General features: G+C 41.5%; 18 protein-coding genes. 11 read left to right on the top strand and 7 right to left on the bottom strand.

The genetic code is table 11. The features are described 5' to 3' along the window. Positions 1-39: 39 nt before the first annotated feature. The gene (locus ABE021_RS11815; RefSeq protein ID WP_430288896.1) at positions 40-330 is read right to left on the bottom strand and encodes a hypothetical protein; all 291 of its coding nucleotides are present in this window, start codon (positions 328-330) and stop codon (positions 40-42) included. Positions 331-708: 378 nt separating this feature from the next. On the opposite strand from ABE021_RS11815, the gene sstT reads away from it, so the two are divergent. Next, complete coding sequence (sstT, locus tag ABE021_RS11810) at positions 709-1,950, top strand: serine/threonine transporter SstT (protein ID WP_430288895.1); 1,242 nt, start codon at positions 709-711, stop codon at positions 1,948-1,950. 82 nt (positions 1,951-2,032) lie between these two features. Here the strand turns inward: sstT and ABE021_RS11805 are convergent, their stop codons facing one another. After that, entirely contained in the window at positions 2,033-2,821 is a 789-nt protein-coding gene (locus tag ABE021_RS11805; RefSeq protein WP_430288894.1) for a serine hydrolase, read from the bottom strand. A gap of 449 nt (positions 2,822-3,270) precedes the next feature. Here ABE021_RS11805 and ABE021_RS11800 point away from each other — a divergent pair, with 449 nt between their 5' ends. The 7 genes from ABE021_RS11800 to ABE021_RS11770 all read left to right on the top strand — a co-directional run bounded on the left by ABE021_RS11800 (position 3,271) and on the right by ABE021_RS11770 (position 10,176). Next, positions 3,271-4,347, top strand: coding sequence for an S-layer homology domain-containing protein (locus ABE021_RS11800; protein WP_430288892.1), 1,077 nt, complete (start codon positions 3,271-3,273; stop codon positions 4,345-4,347). A 425-nt stretch (positions 4,348-4,772) separates the two neighbouring features. Further along, a complete protein-coding gene (locus tag ABE021_RS11795; RefSeq protein ID WP_430288891.1) occupies positions 4,773-5,387 on the top strand; it encodes a sterol desaturase family protein in 615 nt (204 codons plus the stop codon). A gap of 25 nt (positions 5,388-5,412) precedes the next feature. Then, on the top strand, positions 5,413-6,126 hold the full coding sequence (locus tag ABE021_RS11790; protein WP_430288890.1) for a GntR family transcriptional regulator: 714 nt from the start codon (positions 5,413-5,415) through the stop codon (positions 6,124-6,126). A 42-nt stretch (positions 6,127-6,168) separates the two neighbouring features. Beyond that, entirely contained in the window at positions 6,169-8,121 is a 1,953-nt protein-coding gene (locus ABE021_RS11785) for a bifunctional metallophosphatase/5'-nucleotidase (RefSeq protein WP_430288889.1), read from the top strand. A 94-nt stretch (positions 8,122-8,215) separates the two neighbouring features. Then, a complete protein-coding gene (locus ABE021_RS11780) occupies positions 8,216-8,878 on the top strand; it encodes a lysoplasmalogenase (RefSeq protein WP_430288888.1) in 663 nt (220 codons plus the stop codon). Positions 8,879-9,303: 425 nt separating this feature from the next. Then, positions 9,304-9,621, top strand: a complete 318-nt coding sequence (locus tag ABE021_RS11775) for a hypothetical protein (protein ID WP_430288887.1) — start codon at positions 9,304-9,306, stop codon at positions 9,619-9,621. A gap of 207 nt (positions 9,622-9,828) precedes the next feature. Further along, positions 9,829-10,176: a hypothetical protein gene (locus tag ABE021_RS11770; protein WP_430288886.1), complete on the top strand. Its 348-nt coding sequence runs from the start codon at positions 9,829-9,831 to the stop codon at positions 10,174-10,176. Positions 10,177-10,234: 58 nt separating this feature from the next. Here ABE021_RS11770 and ABE021_RS11765 read toward each other — a convergent pair whose 3' ends face one another. The 4 genes from ABE021_RS11765 to ABE021_RS11750 form a co-directional block, all read right to left on the bottom strand. Further along, positions 10,235-10,531: a hypothetical protein gene (locus ABE021_RS11765; RefSeq protein ID WP_430288885.1), complete on the bottom strand. Its 297-nt coding sequence runs from the start codon at positions 10,529-10,531 to the stop codon at positions 10,235-10,237. A gap of 146 nt (positions 10,532-10,677) precedes the next feature. Next, entirely contained in the window at positions 10,678-11,733 is a 1,056-nt protein-coding gene (locus tag ABE021_RS11760) for a M42 family metallopeptidase (RefSeq protein WP_430288884.1), read from the bottom strand. A 206-nt stretch (positions 11,734-11,939) separates the two neighbouring features. Then, complete coding sequence (locus ABE021_RS11755; RefSeq protein WP_430288883.1) at positions 11,940-12,632, bottom strand: LrgB family protein; 693 nt, start codon at positions 12,630-12,632, stop codon at positions 11,940-11,942. Continuing rightward, the gene (locus tag ABE021_RS11750; protein ID WP_430288882.1) at positions 12,623-13,006 is read right to left on the bottom strand and encodes a CidA/LrgA family protein; all 384 of its coding nucleotides are present in this window, start codon (positions 13,004-13,006) and stop codon (positions 12,623-12,625) included. Before ABE021_RS11750 ends, ABE021_RS11755 begins: the two co-directional genes overlap by 10 nt. Before the next feature lie 313 nt (positions 13,007-13,319). Between ABE021_RS11750 and ABE021_RS11745 the strand changes: the two genes are divergently transcribed. The 3 genes from ABE021_RS11745 (at position 13,320) to thrS (ending at position 18,434) form a co-directional block, all read left to right on the top strand. Then, positions 13,320-15,440 (top strand): AAA family ATPase, encoded by a 2,121-nt coding sequence (locus ABE021_RS11745; RefSeq protein WP_430288881.1) that lies wholly within the window; start codon positions 13,320-13,322, stop codon positions 15,438-15,440. A 174-nt stretch (positions 15,441-15,614) separates the two neighbouring features. Then, the gene (locus tag ABE021_RS11740; RefSeq protein WP_430288880.1) at positions 15,615-16,511 is read left to right on the top strand and encodes a DMT family transporter; all 897 of its coding nucleotides are present in this window, start codon (positions 15,615-15,617) and stop codon (positions 16,509-16,511) included. Between the two features lie 732 nt (positions 16,512-17,243). Continuing rightward, on the top strand, positions 17,244-18,434 hold the full coding sequence (gene thrS, locus ABE021_RS11735) for a threonine--tRNA ligase (RefSeq protein ID WP_430288878.1): 1,191 nt from the start codon (positions 17,244-17,246) through the stop codon (positions 18,432-18,434). Positions 18,435-18,740: 306 nt separating this feature from the next. Here thrS and ABE021_RS11730 read toward each other — a convergent pair whose 3' ends face one another. Further along, complete coding sequence (locus ABE021_RS11730) at positions 18,741-20,078, bottom strand: MATE family efflux transporter (RefSeq protein WP_430288877.1); 1,338 nt, start codon at positions 20,076-20,078, stop codon at positions 18,741-18,743. Positions 20,079-20,254 lie beyond the last annotated feature (176 nt).

Raw genomic sequence — 20,254 nt, 5'->3', positions numbered from 1 at the left:
GCTTCATAGATTTTTATCGAACAGTCATTATATCGGTGTTCAGAATGAGTTGTTTAAATAGGTCCGCTTAACCAGTAAGTACTCTCCGGGGGGTCTAAGAAATTCGCATGATTGTAGGGGGCCCACCTTTTTCACTTTTCCTTCCATATGAGAAGGCGGTGTGAACAACCCCTTTGCACCCGAGTTTTCAATAACCGTTACATTCTCGGGCTCTACCGAGATGAAATTGTAATCTTCCATATAGGATGACGTCAGCGCCCATGTCGTAAAGGTGAAAAATAGTTTGATGGCTGCAAGTCCAATAAGTTTTTTAACTTTTCCGTCACTCACACACCTAATTGCTCATTACTTCTATCTTAGCGGATTCGTAGGAATGGGATACAAGAGTCCTGTCGCGATTTGGGCATGGTATAGAATAAGAGGGATCATTATGGAGAGTGGATACTGAAATTACTAATAATTACATAGTAATTCCAATGTATATAATTTCTATGAATCTCAGTGCTTTAAAACTATGGATAGAGAAGGGGGCAAGGGTCTTGGATATTTTCTGATATTAAAAAAGTATTTACTAATTCTGAAACTATGTGTTAATATAAATTATCAGTTAATTTCAGTTGAAGATCACAGCTGCTTACCAAACTGAAAAAAGGGATTGCACATATTGTCATACAGATATTTATAAAAATGAGTGTCAGGGGGAAAATCATGAAGAATGCATTCGTTAAGTGGAATCAAATCAGTCTAGTAAAAAGAATTGCACTTGGTATTATTGTCGGTATCATCTTAGCCTTGACGCTTCCTACAGCTGCAAGCGGGGTCACTATATTTGGTACACTGTTTGTAGGTGCTTTAAAAGCGGTGGCACCTGTTTTAGTCTTATTTTTAGTGATGTACGCACTTGCTGCACATAAGCGAGGAACGAAAACGAACATGAAAACGGTGCTTGCTCTATATGCAATTGGTACGCTTCTTGCAGGGGGTGTCGCTGTGGCTGTAAGTTTCATATTCCCGGTGACATTGACGTTAACTAAAGGAGCCGAAGGACTTACTCCGCCAGAGGGGATTGTCGAAGTTCTCAAAACCTTACTATTCAATATGGTCTCCAATCCTGTAGATGCGCTACTGAATGCTAACTATTTAGGTATCTTATTGTGGGCGGTTGTTCTTGGTCTTGCATTAAAAAGTGCAAGTCAAACAACGAAAGACGTATTAGGCAGTTTCTCAGATGCGATTACAAAAGTCGTACAATGGGTCATCAATCTAGCTCCGATTGGTATTATGGGACTTGTTTTTGATGCGATTGTGACGACTGGTCTTTCCGCTCTGCTCGTGTACGGTAAATTAGTTGCCATTTTAGTTGGATGTATGTTGTTTATCGCACTTGTTATGAATCCATTGATCGTATATATCTATATACGCAGGAATCCTTATCCATTGGTGTTCAAGGTTTTAAAAGAAAGCGGTCTCACTGCCTTCTTTACTCGAAGTTCAGCAGCAAATATTCCTGTAAATATGAAATTATGTGAAGAGCTCGGTTTGGATGAAGATACGTATGCGGTCTCCATTCCGCTAGGCGCCACAATCAATATGGCGGGTGCAGCCGTTACCATTGCTGTCCTCACTCTTGCGGCAGTTCACACGCTTGGCATTGAAGTTGACTTCATGACTGCACTTCTGTTATCTGTAATAGCGGCAGTTTCTGCAGCGGGTGCATCAGGTGTGGCGGGTGGTTCACTTCTTTTGATACCGCTTGCATGCAGTTTATTTGGAGTCCCGAACGAAATTGCTATGCAAGTTGTGGGAGTAGGCTTCATCATCGGAGTCGTTCAAGACTCTTGTGAAACTGCACTGAATTCATCAACTGACGTACTGTTCACAGCTACAGCTGAGTACGCTAAAGAGTATAAGGAAAGTAAAGTAGGTAAAGCAGTTACAGTGAAATCTTAACGCATTAGACAAAAGAAGTCCCAATTACCAAAGACGATTTGGTGATAGGGGCTTTTTGATTTACATCAAATTAAACCTCTCCTCACAGATATTCAATGACTGCTTGGCCAATCGCTGCAATCGTTTTCTGGCCATCGTGGTTATGAACCCAGTTTGACGTGAGCACTGCGATATCGACACGTCTATTGTCCTTTTCAAAATATGCGATGTCATGCTCGATTCCTGGAAGGCTGCCGGTTTTGTTTCCGATAATCAGTGTCTCATTGAAAATCGGCTGATAGGCTGGAAGCTTATCGATCAATTGCTGATCGCGCATGATCATTTTCAATAGTTGTTTGCTAGTAAGTGACAGAAATTCACTAGCGGGGTCTAAGCACTGTAGGAAGAGTACCATTTCTCTCGCCGTAGCGACATTATCGAATCCCTTTGCCAAGGCATCATAGTCCATGAATTTCCGGCTTACTAGGGAATGCTCAACGCCGACTTGTCTGAAAAACGACTGGATGCACTCCAGACCAATGTGGTCGATGACGAGGTTAGCTGCCGTATTGTCGGACACGATGATGGATAAGGTTAGGGCATCGCGCAACGTAATGTCTTCGACCCCGGTCAAATACGCTAAAACACCCGAACCGCCCACAGGTTCAACGATCTTTAGTAGTGTGTCCAAGTCGATTTCGCCACGATCCGCAGCGGCGAGACACGCCATGGCAACCGGAACTTTCAAAATGCTTGCTGACCTGATCACTTCATTCGGCCGTATTGCAATCGTTCCATCAGGAGTTTTTGCGTACAGCGAGACGTCTCCTGCTGCGTCGTTGGATATTCTGTTTAGTTCATGTTCCAATTGTATGTATTCGATTACTTTCACCTTCCAAGTCGAGTGTGTAATTGCAAGATAATTAAGAGCATTAGCGATTGGAATTCGATTCCCGGAGATTATGTCTGAATTGTGCGACACACCTTGCATAATCGTAGCACTCGTCTAATAAAATTGCACTTATTGAATTTTGATAAGCGAAAATAAGATGTAGAGGGATGCTAACGGCAATCATATAGATCTTGACATCAGTTGTGAGGACAATGTTGGCGATGGAGGACTGGATGTTTCATTTTAAAAAGTATTGCGTCAACTTCAACCGACTGGTAACATATGGATGTAGGTGATCGGAATCCGGTGCTTTTTAGCAAATAATAAGTTCTCATGGCAGATGTTTCAAGTGGAATTGTCATAGAATTGGAGTCTGGTCGATAAGCTGGATAGTCATGTTGTCCAGGGTAATTGAGTAACACATTTCAATCATATGAGGAGAGATACTAATGAAAAGAATGCTAATAATGTTAGCGGTATGGGCAATTGCATGTATAGTAGCTGTGCAGCCAGTAGTCGCGGCGCCGACTACTTTTCCAGATGTTCAGAAAAACGATCGATTTCATGATGAAATCCAGTTTTTAGTCAACAAAGAAATCATTAGCGGCTATTCCAATGGAAAGTTTCAGCCAAAGCATCATGTAACTCGTGGAGAAGCGGCAATTATGATCGGTCGTATGCTTCGGTATGATGGCAAACCACGAGCGACACGGTTCAAGGATGTGACTGCGCAACACGGGGCAAGTGGATATATTGCTGACGCAGCCGTCTATGGAGTCATTTCTGGATATCCCGACCGCACATTCCGTCCTAATGAGTCCATTACACGAGGCGATATGGCGATTATTTTATCACGTGCTTTTGAAATTGAAACGGGTTCGGCCCGGAAATTTAAAGATGTTGGGGACCAGATGAAAGCAGCTCCTGCAATCCGTGGGATTGCAGGAGACTTAATAACGACTGGTTATGCAGATGGCACATTCCGCCCGACTAGTAAAGTGACCCGTGAACAGTTTTCTGCATTTCTTGCAAGAGGTCTCAGCGCAGAATATAAACAAAGAACGGTCAAGAAAGATGGCTATTCTCGTGACATGACCAAGAAGTACGTTTTCAGTACTTTAACCGGTGATATCCGTATGGAATACAAAAAAGTAACGGGTCAGTTTGTTCAAATTTCTTACACTGGATTCTTCTGGGTGAGTGAAGGTCCGAAAACAGGGGATATCTCTTATATGCAGCAGGAAGAGACGGATGAGATGCTAGTTGAATCCTATCCTTTTTCCGAGTACTACACCGAACTGAAATATCCTGTGAAAGTAGGGCATTCATGGACGGGTCCGTCACCAAGTGATCATACTAAAATTACAGGGATTAATAAGACAGTGAAAACACAATATAAAACATTTACGAATGCTGTGGAAGTGACCGTAAATGGTCATAAACTATACTATGTCAAGGGAATAGGACGAGTGAAGACGGTTGATCCTGCTGGTAAACTGGTAAGTGAATTGAAATCCATTCAATAACAGAACTTTTAGACGTCGGTTACTATCCGACGTTTTTTTGCGGGATGAATTTGGCAGAAAGGTTCGTGAATCGAATTGTTTTTATGTTAATGGCTAACTGTATTGATTTAATCATGAATAGTTGAACAACCGCTAAAAATGACAGAAAGGACATTAGTATCTTTCATTTACCTTTTTCATATTCATCATTCTTCTGTGGTTTAGTAACGGGTATCAGGTTACGGTACACCAATACGTTGATTTTAAGTCGTCAAAGCTAGTTACCTTTCTTTCGAATATCCCTCATTCTCTTTAGGAGTAATTGACTATCTATTCGGAAAACTGTATAGTTTGGTAAGACCAGAAATTAATGTGGTCTTACCTAATAATGAATATCATAGGTTAGAATACCGTATAATTTTTTCCGTACGATAGGAGGAGTGCAGATGAATACTAAATACTTGAAAGAGTTTATCACATTTCCTGATATTGCATTCATGTTGATTTTGTTTATCCCGCTCATGGGCTATACGTTGTTAAATGCTTTCTATTTTGCTACGTGGATTGCATTCGTTATTGGAATGGCTACTTATGCAATGAGTGAGTATGTAATCCATCGTTTTTTATTTCACATGAAGACCCCGGAACATCCTTTTCTACTGAAATCCATAAAGCGCTTACATTTTGATCACCACGCAGATCCAAATGATTTAAAACTGTTATTCTTACCGCTTTGGTTCAGTTTACCGGGCTTCTCGATTTTTGCGCTCATTTTTTACTTAATAACAGACAATTTCCCCTTAATGTTTGCTTATCTCGCAGGAATCGTAGTCTATTTCTTATATTACGAATGGAAGCACTACATTGCGCATCGACCCGTTCAACCGCGAACCGAAATGGGGAGAAAAATTAAGAAAGCTCATCTCTGGCATCATTTTAAAAATGAAAACTACTGGTTTGGTGTGACACATACATCTGTTGATAAAACGTTCGGAACCTATAGAGATCAAAAATCGGTTGAAAAAAGTGAGACTGCTAAGAATTTAGAAAAGCGCACTTGAAAAATTGCGAAAAGGAGACTTTGCAATGAATCGAATAGAATCAGTTGAAAAAGAACTCATTAAAGCAATTCTTCAAGGAGAATATCTAGCAGGCAGTCAAATTGAGACGGAAAGAGAATTGGCCGCTATCTATGAAATAGGACGCCCTGCGATTCGGGAAATTTTACAGCGCTTAAGTCATGGCGGTTGGCTGACACTTAGCAAAGGGAAACGTGCTGTTGTGAATGATTATTGGTATGGCGGAAATATTACCACGATTGTCGATATTATCGAGTACTTTGAACAAGTGCCCGATGCTTTCGTCCTCTATTTCTTAGAACTGCGAGTTGCACTCACACCCCAATATGTTAAAAAAGCAGTAACGCTGAATCATCCTAAAGTAGTAGGCTTGCTCTCTCAAACGGATGAGCTGTCAGATACTCCGGAAGCTTTCGCGTCTTACGATTGGAAATTGCAAAAAGAGCTAGCGGGATTATCAGAGAACCCTCTTTTTGCACTCGTACTTAATAGCTTTGAGAAAGCCTATTTGAAAATGGCAATCAAATACTTTGAAAGTTCGTTTCGTCGAAGTGCATCGTTGTCCTATTATAAGAAATTAATGGATGCTGCATCACAAGGCAGTGAACAGCAAGCAGAAGAGATCGCCCGTATGATGATGGAAAAAAGCTATATGTTATGGGAAAAACAATTATCATCCGATGAAAAAATAGGTGTGAGATTTAAGTTCGATGACTTGTAATAAGCTTGTGGTACGTTGTACAGAAACGCATAGGGAAGAGTGATGACAATTTCTAAATTGCCAATCGGATTTTTTTCAGTTGTCCTACTCATAGCGATAGTTTTCATTCTGGATGTTCCAAGCGGAAACGCTGAATCTGCTGAAAAATCGATAACCATCCTTTTTACGCATGACTTACATGACAAGTTCCTTCCGTATGAAATCGAAAGTGAACAAGGGAAAAAGACTGTCGGCGGCTATGCTAGGTTACATAGTGCGATTCAGGGACAAAGAGTAAAAGATCCGGATGCCCTACTGGTCGATGCGGGTGATTTTGCAATGGGGACTTTGTTTCAAACAATTTACCAAACGGATGCACCAGGCTTAAAAATGATGGGACGAATGGGATATGATGTAACCACAATAGGGAATCATGAGTTCGACTTCAGAGCCGAAGGATTAGCGAGAAGTTTACGTGCTGCGAAGGACAGTAGAGGAGAACTCCCTAACATTGTCGCTTCAAATATGAAGTTTCCGACAGACGAAGATGGCGAGTTACCCGACAACGTAAAAGCTTTACAAGAAGCGATGAATGAGTACGATGTGAAAGATTATATGGTTATCAGACGTAGAGGGGTTAGAGTTGGTATCTTCGGGTTGATGGGACATGAAGCTGCTGGCAACGCTCCTATGTCCGGTGTAACGTTTAATGATGCAATTGAAAGTGCCAAGTCAACGGTTGCTGTGCTTAAGAATGACGAAAAAGTGGACCTTGTCATTGCTCTATCCCATACAGGTACGTCTGAGGACCCATCCCAATCAGAAGATGAACGCATCGCAAAAAAGGTTCCGGACATTGATGTCATTATTAGTGGGCATAGCCATACAATTCTGGAGGAACCCATTGTTGTAGGGGATACAATAATAGGTTCAGCCGGCGAATATGGAGAACATTTAGGTGTGCTCACTATTTCACAGAGTGAAAAAGACAATTGGACAGTAAATAATTATGAATTACAGGCAGTCGATGATTCTCTTGTTTTAGATCCGGAGATTTCCAAGACAATTGAGGAATATAAACAGACGATTCAGAACGACTATCTTCGTCATTTCGGAATGGAATTTGATGAAGTGCTTGCTTATACCCCATTCGACTTCACTCCATTCACAGAGTTAGGGATCGAGCAAAAAGAAGAACCAATCGGAAATTTGATTGGAGACTCCTTTATTCATACCATTCAACAATTGGAAGGGAGCGAGGATGAGCCGATTGCTGCTGCCGTTGTCCCTGTTGGGAATATTAGAGATTCTTTTACTGAAGGGAATATTACGGTTTCAGATGTGTTCAATGTGAATTCTTTAGGCATCGGACCCGATGGGATTTCTGGGTATCCTCTTCTGGATATTTATTTGACAGGGAAAGAATTAAAGACCGTTGCGGAAGTCGATGCGTCGATTACGCCAATTATGAACGAGGTTCAATTGTATATCGCAGGTTTAAGTTATACGTTTAATACTAATCGTCTTCTTTTCAATAAAGTGACAGACATCAGCTTACAGTCCCGGGGTGGCTTAAAGGAAGAAATCGATGATGAAAAACTCTACCGTGTCGTAGGTGGCTTATATTCAGTTCAAATGCTCCCTTATGTAAATGAAAAGTCTTTTGGAATCCTCTCTGTGGTGCCAAAGACAAAAGAGGGGAAGCCTGTGACGGATTTTGAAGACCATATTTTTTATATGAAGGATCATCAAGAAGTGAAAGAGTGGTACGCCATTGCCAATTACATGAAATCCTTTGGAAAAGTCGATGGTGTGGCGCAAGTACCCATCTATTACAATCAATTGAAAGATAGAAAAATCGTAGAGCATGATGCCAATATTTTTGCGGTCCTTAAACATCCGAATGGCATTATCCTAGCCGCTTATGGAATCATCCTAGCATTCGTCGGAATCCTAGCTTTACTGATCACCTATATTGTGAAAAGGAAAAAGCGTAAGAAAGAAACTGTAGGTTAAACTGCTGTCTTGGAACGGCACAACTTAGTAACAGTCATGGACAATGATGAAGTTATGTGGTGCACAAGCAGAGTGGAAGAAGGAGTTGAGTTACTTGCGTAAAGCACTACTGGCCTTAATCACCATAATGGGGTTTGTCTATATTTTTCTAATTCCGGAGGAACTGCTGGGTGCTAAAATAGTATTTAAACTAGTTCCTATGACGTTGATCATCCTGTATGCAGCTACCAACACGTCCCTTGTTTCCCCTCTCTATAAAAAGATTGTTGTTATCGGCCTTGCGATCAGCATGGTAGCGGATGCGGCAATTTATTGGTTCATGGCTGGTCTTGCTACTTTTTTTGTTGCTCATTTGTTTTATATCGCAGCTTTCCGGTCAGCCCGCCGCAAATCAGTCCCTCTAATTGCTGCAATACCGCTTGTTCTATATGGTCTCTTTATGGCCTATTGGATTGCGTTTCCACAAATCGGTTCAGGTGATGTGGTGCTCGGCGTGGCAATCATTGCTTATATGGCTGTCATTTTGCTGATGGGGTGGGAAGCGATTCGGACGCGGTTGCCACTGGTGATAATAGGGGCATTTCTGTTTATTTGCTCGGATTCATTCCTTGCGATCGACCGATTTGTCACGCCGCTTCCAGCACGCGATGCACTCGTCATGGTTACTTACTACGCTGCGCAAGTCTTTTTTGCCGCAAGCATCGGAAGTCAGTTTGTAAAGCTAAGTCCTGACAAGGAAAAGACGATATCTAGATAAGAAGAATAGGTAGGATTTCTTCACGAAAGAGTATTGGAATCCAAAAAATATAACCATCTCATCTACTTATCCAGGTAGGGGATGGTTATATTTTATTTTGGCTGACTGTGTATCACCAAACTCGGAACGGTTCTGAATGGAATGGAAGTTGAGTGGTGCACTAGAATAACTGACAAGAGTTATTGAATTGAGAACTGTTTTCTTTTTTAGTATACTTGACGCGGAAAGATACTTATGAGTACTAGAGGGATTCCTTCTGCGGTAACATCTGGGTATTACAAAAGGATCTGGTAAAGTTGGGGTTGTTCAGAAAACAATGCTACGAGTTAGCAGACAAGAAACCGGTAGCTAAACAAAAAGAATGGAGATGAATTATCCAATTTATGGATATATCAGAAGTGAAACTAACAGAAGAGGTGTGACGAATGGCATTCGGAGTTGATCGTGCAGAATTGAACGCGTGGAAAGAGAAAGTACGTGGCGGGGAGATAGCATTCCTTACCCATTACTGGCTGGATGATCGTTTTCCTGGTTGTAAGACAGTGACGAAGGTAGGCTGCGCGGATCTTGATCGACTGATTGCATGGGGAGCAGACTATGGGCTGAAGCCTGAATGGATTGACTACAAAAAAGAGTATCCTCATTTTGATCTGTTCGGAAATATTGAAGTGGACGCATTGCTCGATGCTGGGTTTGCAGACAAGGTGAAACGTTTTAACTTGATAAAAAAGCATGAGGGATAGCAAGTGAAAGGGGGATGAGTAAATACTGCTACTTTTAAATGCCGTATTCCTTCTCTTCACTATGAAGCTGATGTTCAGAAGGCATTCGATAGTAGATCGGTGGATATTGCCATTTTTCTTAACCATCTAAAGGTTTTTATTTCCTATTTACAATATACCTAATTCTCACTTATACTTAGCTGAATTGTTAAGTATAAGGAGATCAGTATGAAAACACATGGACCTTGTCCGAATTGCCAAAAAGCAATTACTCTTGAAGATTTCGAGGATTTTTCGTCCCCTTTTACTATGAAGTGCCCATACTGCCAAGCGAAGTTAAAAGAAACGAAAGTAACGCCGTTTTTAATCGTGGGTGTGATTGCAGTAATTCCAATATTTATTTATATAACGGAACTCGTTATTAGCTTGCTGTCCGGCATTGTGCCGGTTATTGAAAAAATGCCTACAGCTGTCGTGTTTCTAGGGTTGCTGTATCCCTTATATGCCCTGTATGAGCGAGCGAATGGATTGCTTATGTTCAACAAAGGGAATTTGCAATTGAAAAGGAAGCCGTGATGAGCGTGGCATTCCACGCTTTTTTAGTCCGTAACACCCTATTTTTATATGGACTTAATCATCTTTTCAACTTCTGGATTTCATCTGCCACTACAAATGCCAAGTCTTCATTTCCGAACATTTGGAGTACATCCAGCATCGTTTCGTTGTCGATTTGAAGTTCGTCAAACCCTTCATCGCTATCGACTACATCCTTTAAGACTTCGTTTGCAGATTGCTCCGGGTATGCTTTTTGATAGAGAAGTTGGGGATTCAAATCATGATTTGCACACCATTGTACAAAAAGACGAACCATTAGGGTCTCATCTTCTTTGTATTTTTGGATGATTTGATCTTCGAGATTTTTAAATTCCATTGTCTGGACCTCCTGTGTAAATCTATGACTTTTAGTATATACGAACAACGTGATTTCTGAAATGTAAAGGTTCACACTTATAATGAATAGAAACGTAAAAACCAGCGACCTGTATAGAAGGTCACTGGTTTTTTTAATTTCGCCAATTAATAACTCTGAAGTTCAGACTGTATATAATGATAAAGCAGTTGCAATGTACATGCCAACGACTCTTCATGTGTGCGTTCAAACGCATGAGAAGAATCTATTCCCGGTCCAATCAGTCCATGGATAATGTCATGACCTGCTTTAATGGCAGCTGATGCATCTGAGCTATAGTACGGATAAATGTCCAGCTTGTATGCAATGTCATGTTGCTTTGCCAACTCTACGAGAGAGTTCCGCAGTCCAGCGTGATAGGGGCCGCTTCCATCTTTTGCACAAATGGACACAGTGTATTCATCCGTGGACTGCCCCTCGCCCATGGCACCCATGTCGACGGCGAGGTACTCAACGGTTTGTTCGGGAATGTTGGAGTTTCCTCCATAGCCGATTTCTTCGTTGTTGGAAATGAGGAAATGGGTTGTATAAGGCAAGAGTGTTTTGTCTGATTGAACCTGTTTAATGAGTTGAAGCAGGATCGCGACACTTGCTTTATCATCCAAGTGGCGGGACTTGATAAACCCATTCTCACAAATTTCTACTCGTGGATCGAGTGACACGAAATCACCGACTTCAATTCCAAGAGCGCGGACTTCCTTCTCATTTTTCACCTTAGCATCGATACGCACTTCCATATTCACTTGGTTTCGTTCTGCTTTACCAGCATCTTTGTAAACGTGTACCGACGTTTGATGCATCAATATGGTACCTGTAAACGTTTTGCCTGCAGCTGTATGGATTTGGCAATATTCACCTTCGATAGAATTGTAATGATAGCCGCCAATTAAATCGAGGCGCAAACGACCATTGCTTTTCACTTCTTTCACCATAGCGCCAAGGGTATCGACATGAGCAGTCAACATGCGGTGCTCATTTTTGTTTTTACCAGGCAATGTTGCAATCAGGCCGCCTTTGCGGTTGCGCTTCGTTTCTACATCAAGTTTTTTCAAGTATTCTTCGACAAAATGGATAACCTCATTTGTATAGCCTGAAGGGCTTGGAATCGAAACAAGTTGTTGAATCAGATTTTTTGTTTCAGTTGTGTCTGGTTTATACGCCATATGTATTCTCCTTTCAAAATGGTTCGCCCCTCTAAGTTTATCGGTTTATAAGAATTGTCACAACTATTCGTTTTGTGAAGTCTTTCATAAATAGTACGTAAATTGAAAAAGTACTTGTCCCTCATTTATCGTGGATGTTCACACAATCACGAATAGTGATGAACAAGTACAGGATTAACAAGAATTTCACTCGAGCAGTTCAGTCTTCATCCATAAAATATCCAAGCTATTACCGGCCCTAGCATCGATCCGAAAATTGCAGATAGGGTCATGGCTACAGAACTCAATGACGCTTCCTGTTCACCGTATTCAATCGCTTTTGAAGTTCCAATGGCATGGGTGGCAACGCCTAAGCCGATTCCACGACCGAGTGTTGTGTCCAACTTGAAAAATGCAAGGAAATAGTGACTGAGCAGGACACCTGAAATTCCCGCAATGATGACAAAAACGGCTGATAGTGCTGGAACTCCGCCAATTTGCGTTGCAATTTGCATCGCAATGGGAGTCGTAATGGATTTAGGTAAAATGGATAGCACGAGTTCTTTTGAAAACCCTGCATTTGCCGCAAGCAGTACTCCTGAAAACATCCCCGTCAAACATCCCGCTAAAACTCCAGTTAAAATCGGAAGGATCTGACGCTTCAACAGTTCCCTTTGTTTGAATAGGGGAATTGCCAACGAGACAACGGCAGGGCCGAGTAGCTTATCGATCCACTGTCCGCCCACCATATAGGTTTCGTAAGGAATATTAAACAGAACCAGAATTAGGATAATGACTACTGTAGTCGTGATAATGGGTACTAAAAATGGTAGGTGGATCTTCATATAGAGGACAGTCATTGCAAAATAGGTGGCAATCGTCAGCAGTATGAATCCCATTGATAGAATGATCAGCTGCATTCAGATCCCGCCTTACTTTTGTCCATCCGCTTCGCTATGGATTGGCTTACGAAACTAGCCATCCCCATCGTCACAAATGTACTGACAATCGTAATGAGGATTAGCAAGCTACCTTTTCCTGAAAAGAAATGACCGTAATTCATGACTGCAACTGTTGCAGGAATGAAGAAAATCGGCAAAACGGATAATAGGGAATTCGCTCCGGATTCTATCCATTTAAGACGTAGAATGTTCGTACTTAATGCCCCCCATACTAACAATAACCCTAAAATACTTCCTGGAAGCGGGATATGGAAGAAGTCGTGGATCCAGCTTCCCACTACGTAAAAACCATAAAGAGCGGTTATTTGAATCAGCTTAATTAGAATTTTCATGGCCTGCGAATTCCTTCTTTCATCTATTTCGAATGAGTAAATGTTAAAAGACTCTACTAGATGTTGCTCTCAAAACGGTTTTACTCAATTCTCTTATTATATAAAACAGGTTCAATCAAACGCAAAAGACATTGTTTTCAGTGTTTGCCAAAGAGCCCACTTAGAGTTAAATTTCGAATGAACTTTACCTTGCTTAATAAAAAACGACGCAAGCACATTTCTTGAATGTCAAATTAGGTCAGTGTAAAATGGAGTTAAGGTTAAAGATAGTCAAAGTCAAATGATTGATTGAAATCTGAAGGAGGAACTTACTATGAGATGCCAACATTGTGGGAAAAACCAAGCAACTATGAATTTACGACTGCAGATAAATCAGCAAGCGATGCAGGTGAATCTATGCGGTTCCTGCTTTCAAGAATTACAAGGTCAATTAGGTGCGGGCAACATTCCGTCATCCTCACATGAATTTTACCAGGCGAATGGAACGAAGCAAACCGTTACGCAAGTGAGAGAACCTGAAACGCACGAGCCGGGCTTATTAGACGAACTAGGTAAGAATATATCCGATGAAGCGCAGGAAGGGTTGATCGACCCTGTTATTGGACGTGATCAGGAAATTAAGCGCGTGATTGAAACATTGAATAGAAGAAATAAAAATAATCCAGTTCTAATTGGAGAACCAGGTGTTGGTAAAACGGCAATCGCTGAAGGTCTTGCCGTAAAAATCCATGAAGGTGATGTACCTGCGAAATTGCTGAACAAAAAGGTATATGTATTGGACGTGGCATCACTTGTGACGAATACGGGAATCCGAGGTCAGTTTGAAGAACGGATGAAACAATTGATCGGAGAGTTGGAAACCCGGAAAGATGTTTTATTGTTTGTAGATGAAATCCACTTACTCGTTGGAGCCGGTTCAACTGAAGGGTCGCAGATGGATGCAGGGAATATTTTGAAGCCGGCTCTAGCTAGAGGTACGTTGCAGCTTATCGGCGCAACTACTCTTAAAGAATATCGCCAGATTGAAAAAGATGCAGCTCTTGAACGCCGCTTCCAGCCGATTATCGTTAAGGAACCGTCTGCAGAAGATGCAATTAAAATTTTAAATGGTATTAAAGATCGCTACGAAAACTTCCATGGCGTAAGTTATTCAGATGAAGCGGTACAAGCATTTGTGGCGCTATCACAGCGCTATATCCAAGATCGATTTTTACCGGATAAAGCAATAGATCTGATGGATGAAGTGGGAGCACGATTAAATCTGGAACAGACATCTGCTGGTGATTCGGATTCACTGGAAATGCGTTTGGAGGAAATCGTTCAGCAAAAAGAGCAAGCTGCAGAGCAGGAGAACTATGAAAAGGCAGCGAACCTGCGTGCAGAAGAAATGCAATTACGGAAAAGATTAGAAGAAGTAAAACATAATGGGCAAGCCGGCCATATAGAAGTAGCTGTAACGGATATCGAATTGATCGTAGAAGAGAAGACAGGTATTCCGGTGACAAAACTTCAAGCTGCAGAACAAGCAAAAATGAAAGGACTTGCCGAAAACCTTGGTGAAAAAGTCATTGGACAGTCGGAAGCGGTTGATAAAATCGCTAAAGCGATCCGACGCAGTCGGGCCGGTTTGAAATCCAAAAATCGACCAATCGGTTCGTTCTTGTTTGTAGGACCAACTGGAGTAGGTAAAACGGAAATTACAAAAGTTTTAGCGGAAGAGTTATTCGGTTCTCGAGAGTCCTTGATTCGCATGGATATGAGTGAATATATGGAGAAACACGCAGTTTCCAAAATCATCGGTTCCCCTCCTGGTTATGTCGGTCACGAGGAAGCCGGTCAATTGACGGAACAGATCCGACGGAATCCATACTCAATCTTGTTACTCGATGAAATCGAAAAAGCGCATCCCGATGTACAAAATATGTTCCTTCAAATTATGGAGGACGGTCGATTAACCGACTCCCATGGTCGCACCGTTAGTTTCAAAGATACGGTCATCATTATGACAAGCAATGCTGGAACTGGGATTGCTAAAAAAGTCAGTGTCGGATTCAATCAGACGGAACATGAATCTGTGACCATGCTTGAAACATTAGGAGATTATTTCAAACCGGAGTTCCTGAACCGTTTTGATGCGATTGTTGCTTTCAATGAGTTAACAGAAGAAAACTTACTTGAAATAGTAGATCTGATGCTGGGCGACCTTCAAGAAACTATTGAAGTAACTGACATCATTCTCACAATCTCTCCAGAAGCGAAACAAGCACTTGTGAAGTTGGGCTATGACAAACGCTTCGGTGCACGTCCACTGCGAAGAGTGATTCAAGATAAAATCGAAGATCCTTTGACAGATCTTCTGTTGGAGGAAGAGGCCGTTGGAAAAGTTATTGTGGATGTAGTTGAAGAAGAGATAGTTGTAAAGAAATCGTATTGAATATAAGGGTTTTAATAGATAGTGATTAAAAAAGACATAGAAACCTCCGTTGCTCAAGTATGCAATGGTGGTTTCTTTTTTTATGTCTGCTTATTTCGGCTTTGTATAGAAGTCTAACTATTGTATGATTAATTTTGGGAACTCTATAAATATATGCGAGTAGGAGGGGAAGTAATGGAAACATTGCCAGGCCACAGAGTCTACCTGATCACTATATCAGGGGCGGTATGCTGGGGACTAATCGGATTATTCATTTCCCCTTTATATGCTAGAGGTTTTACATCTTGGGATGTCGTGGCCATAAGAGGAATTTTCAGTTTCGTATTTTTATTACTCATCATGGCATTATTCTATCGAGATCAATTAAGAACCCGGTTAAAAGATCATATCTTTTTTGCAAGTGCTGGTGTTTTCAGTCTAGCCTTTTTTAACTATTTTTATTTTGAAGTTTTTTCTCATTCGAGCTTGTCCTTGGCGGTTACGCTTTTATATACAGGGCCACTTTTTGTGACGCTTTTGTCTCGTGTTTTCTTTAAAGAACCTCTCACGATTAGGAAAGGTTGGGCACTTGCATTTGCCATAACAGGCAGTGCCTTCGTCGTCGGTTTGTTGCCATTTGGCTCACAAAGTATTCCAGGCAAGACGCTACTGATGGGAATTCTTTCAGGATTTTGTTATGCATTATATACTATTTTCACAAAACCTGTCACCAAACGATATTCTGCTCTAACCATTACAACATACACATTTTTGTATACCAGCATTTTCATGTTATTGACGAGTGATATTTTAGCTAAAGTCGATAAATTCCAGCATGCAGATGTATGGAGATCAGCCTTACTGCTAGCATTAGTCTCAACTGTTGCGGCATATGTATTGTATACTTCAGGACTAAGATATTTGGAAGCAGGGAAGGCATCTATTTTAGCAACAATTGAGCCAATCGTCGCTGTGCTAATTGGTGTCCTATTCCTTGGAGATCACTTGCTAGGATGGCAAGTGTTTGGAATTGCGCTCGTATTGTATTCTGCTATTCTAGTGGCGGGTGTCCGATTTACAAGAAAAGTTTAAATCTATATGATTTTTAAAGAAGTATATTTTTTTTGATATAATTAATTTTTCGGAATAATGATGGATAGTTAATATAATTTAGTTTTCCATACGTTTTAATGGCTTTGAAATAACAACATATTCGTATATTTATCCTTGACTTATCAGAAAATACGCTCTATAATCCAGAGCAAAGCTTTTAATCCATATATTTGCAACGAGAAGGACATGAATCATTCCACATTTTCGCTACCAGAAAACAAGGTCATTGGCTGGAAACCTTGAGCGAAATCGAGTGATTTACCACCTTTCTGGCTAACATGAGGAACTGCATACGTGCATGAAATCATGTTCGGGAAACCGTTATCGACTTAAGCGCATGTCTGCATTTTTGGCATGCGGAAACTTGGGTGGCACCACGACCGCATTCGTCCCTTATATAGGGGAGAAGTGCGGTTTTTTAATTGAATACTGAAAGCTATGACAAGGACATGAATTATTCTTGAGTTCTCACCAGAGAACAGGACCATCGGCTGAAAGTCCTGAAGAAACGAGAGGTGATTTACCGCCTTGAAGCTGACATGGAGAACCATGAATTTTTATGAAACCATGTCCGGGAAACCGTTATCGCAATGAAGTGCAGAAGCATATTTTTTTATCTGCAAAAAACAGGGTGGTACCACGACCGCATTCGTCCCTTACCAGGGAGGAGTGTGGTTTTTTATATATAAAAATTTCAGGAGGCGATGTAACATGTCCATTCAATCAGATGTAGAAAAAAGAAATCATCGTAAACTAAGTCAAGAACTTGAATTACTTATGTCATCAGAGGAAGCTCCAGGAATGCCATTCTATTTACCGAACGGAATGATTCTTCGTAATGCGTTGGAGGACTATTGGAGAGCTGAACACCGTAAAGCGGGTTACGATGAAATAAAGACACCGATCATGATGAAACAACAATTATGGGAGACGTCAGGTCACTGGGATCATTACCACGATAATATGTACTTTTCGGAAGTTGACAGTCAGAAATATGCACTTAAACCGATGAATTGTCCAGGGGCTATGCTGATCTTTAATCATAAGCGGCGCAGTTATCGGGAGCTGCCAATACGATATGCAGAATTAGGATTGGTTCATCGTCATGAGCTCTCTGGATCTTTGAATGGACTTTTACGCGTGCGGGCTTTCACACAAGACGATGCGCATCTTTTCGTAAGGGAAGACCAAATTGAAACGGAGATCGATCGTGTTTTGGATCTCATTCATGAGATGTATTCGAAGTTCGGATTCGACTATGAGGTTGAACTGTCAACAAGACCAGAAAATTACATGGGGGCAGTTGAGTTGTGGGATCAGGCGGAACGTTCACTTGAAAATGTTCTGGAACAACGGGGGATGCCGTATACGCTGAACGAGGGTGATGGTGCGTTTTACGGTCCGAAAATCGACTTCCATATACTCGACTCCCTCGGCAGAAGCTGGCAGTGCGGAACGGTTCAATTAGATTTTCAAATGCCCGAAAAGTTCAATTGTCAGTATATCGGTGAAGATAATTCGCTGAATCATCCAATCATTATTCATCGTGCGATATTCGGTTCCATAGAACGATTTCTCGCGATCTTAATTGAACATTACGAAGGTGCATTTCCATTATGGTTGGCACCTGAACAAATTCGTATTTTACCAATTGCGGATGCTCATCTCGATTATGCGTTTGAGTTGAAACGAGAGCTTATCGCACAAGGCTATCGAGTGAAAGTGGATGACCGATCTGAAAAATTTGGATATAAAGTGAGGGAAGCAGCAAAAGCCAAAATTCCATTTTCTTGGGTAGTCGGGGATAAGGAAGTGGAGAATCAGGCTGTGTCGGTTCGTAAACGAAAAGAAGGTGACTTAGGGCAACAATCATTTGAGTCCGCGCTTGAGTTACTGGAATAAGCTTAAAACAGTGCCTGTGTAATACTAGTCTTGGAAACTGTTCAGGCCCTTATTTGATTGAATAGATTTTATATAATCCTTGATTATTGTTTTTAATCACTGTCTATGTTTTGATAACACCTGAAAATAATCCGGATAAAAAGAAAGGCTGGACGTATCGGATACGTCCAGCTTTTACAAATGCTTAAGGTTGTAGAGATAGAAGCATTTAGAAAAAGAGTTTAAGAAACTTGAGTGATCAATGGAGAAAAGTACCAAAAAGCTAGAACCTTTCCTGAGTACGCCAAGGGACTTGTTCATTGTCACTCAACGTGATTTTGCAGCGTTATGCTGATAGAGCCAAACACCGACGAAGACGACAAACTCTGATGCAGGGATGGACAGCCATATGCCATTCGTACCGAAGAGTGCAGGTAGAATGATGAGAAATGCGAGCATGACCAGGATTTCCCTAGAGGCGGTGATCCAAGTTGCCATCCTGACGTTACCGACGGATTGGTAATAGGTCATCATGACGAAGTTCATGCCTGTAAATAGGTAGGCAATGAAGAACAGATGGATACCAGATTCTGCGAGTGTTGTGACCTCTCGAGGAAAATCTCCGAACAACGAAACGATAGGACTTGTAGCGAATTGTCCAACGAGTAGGGAGATGATGCCAGCACCGAGTGCAGTCGCCATCGCAAGCTTCATGGTGGTTCTTTTTCGATTCTCATCTTTCGAGCCTTGATAGTAGCTAATAAGCGGTTGGATCGCACTGCCCAGTCCGAGGAACAACATGAGCATGACACTGTGCACATAGTTCAAAATCGAAAAGGCAGCAACTCCAACAGTACCTGCTGTCCGCTCGAACGCGATATTGTGCGAAATCGTGAATACGGATATTCCTACTTCTGACAGGAAACTTGGGAAACCGATGACAACAATGGCTACAAATAATGTTTTATCGAACGAAAATCGAACCCATTTTAAGTTATTGGATGGCTTCAGGAAGTGACACGCCAATATGAGCATCCCGAGCGCTGAAGCGAGGATGGTAGCGAATGCAGCTCCTTTGACACCGTAATCGTAAACGAACAGAAATAGATAGTTCAGGATGATATTTAAAACGGATGTCGAAATAAGTGCAACCATCGCAAGATTCGGGCCGCCATCATTTCGAACAAAAATACTGAACATGTTTTCTACAGTTAAAACGACGCCAAAGAGTAATATGACATACAAATAATCGGACACGTATAGGAATGTGTCAGGGTTCGCTCCAAGAAGATATGCTAGCGGTGTGCGGGCAAGAAATGCGAGTAGACCGATGATGAGCGTAATCAGAACGATTGACACGAGGGCATGGCTGAATATTCGACGTCCTTCTTCCGGATCGTTAGCGCCCATCGCCATGGAGTATTTAGTTGCCGCCCCAATACCGATCCAAAGAGAAACAGCAAGAAAAATCGAGTAGACAGGAGCCGCGATGCCTACACCTGCAAGTGCCTCTGCGCCAAGTCGGTTACCGACCATGATGCCGTCTGCGACAATATTGACCGCCATCAGTAGCATGCCAATCATCGATGGAATGAGGTAGCGTAAAAAAATGCGACCTACGGATTGGGAGTCAATGTCATTCAGTTGTTTAGTATGTTTTCCCAAGGCACATGCCACCTCCCCGTGTATATTGGTTATAATCCATTTGTTTTTGTTGATAAATTCCCTCATTCATACAGAGGTTCATAATTCCATCCTACTTTCAATTCATTCATTGTGAAACGTAAAAACTATTTTTGTTTTATCAGTTTACAAAGTCAAGGAAAAAAACCGAACAGGGT

It is taken from the genome of Sporosarcina gallistercoris (assembly GCF_050459885.1).
Lineage (GTDB): Bacteria > Bacillota > Bacilli > Bacillales_A > Planococcaceae > Sporosarcina > Sporosarcina gallistercoris_A.
This window is presented reverse-complemented; position numbering and strand designations above follow the sequence as displayed.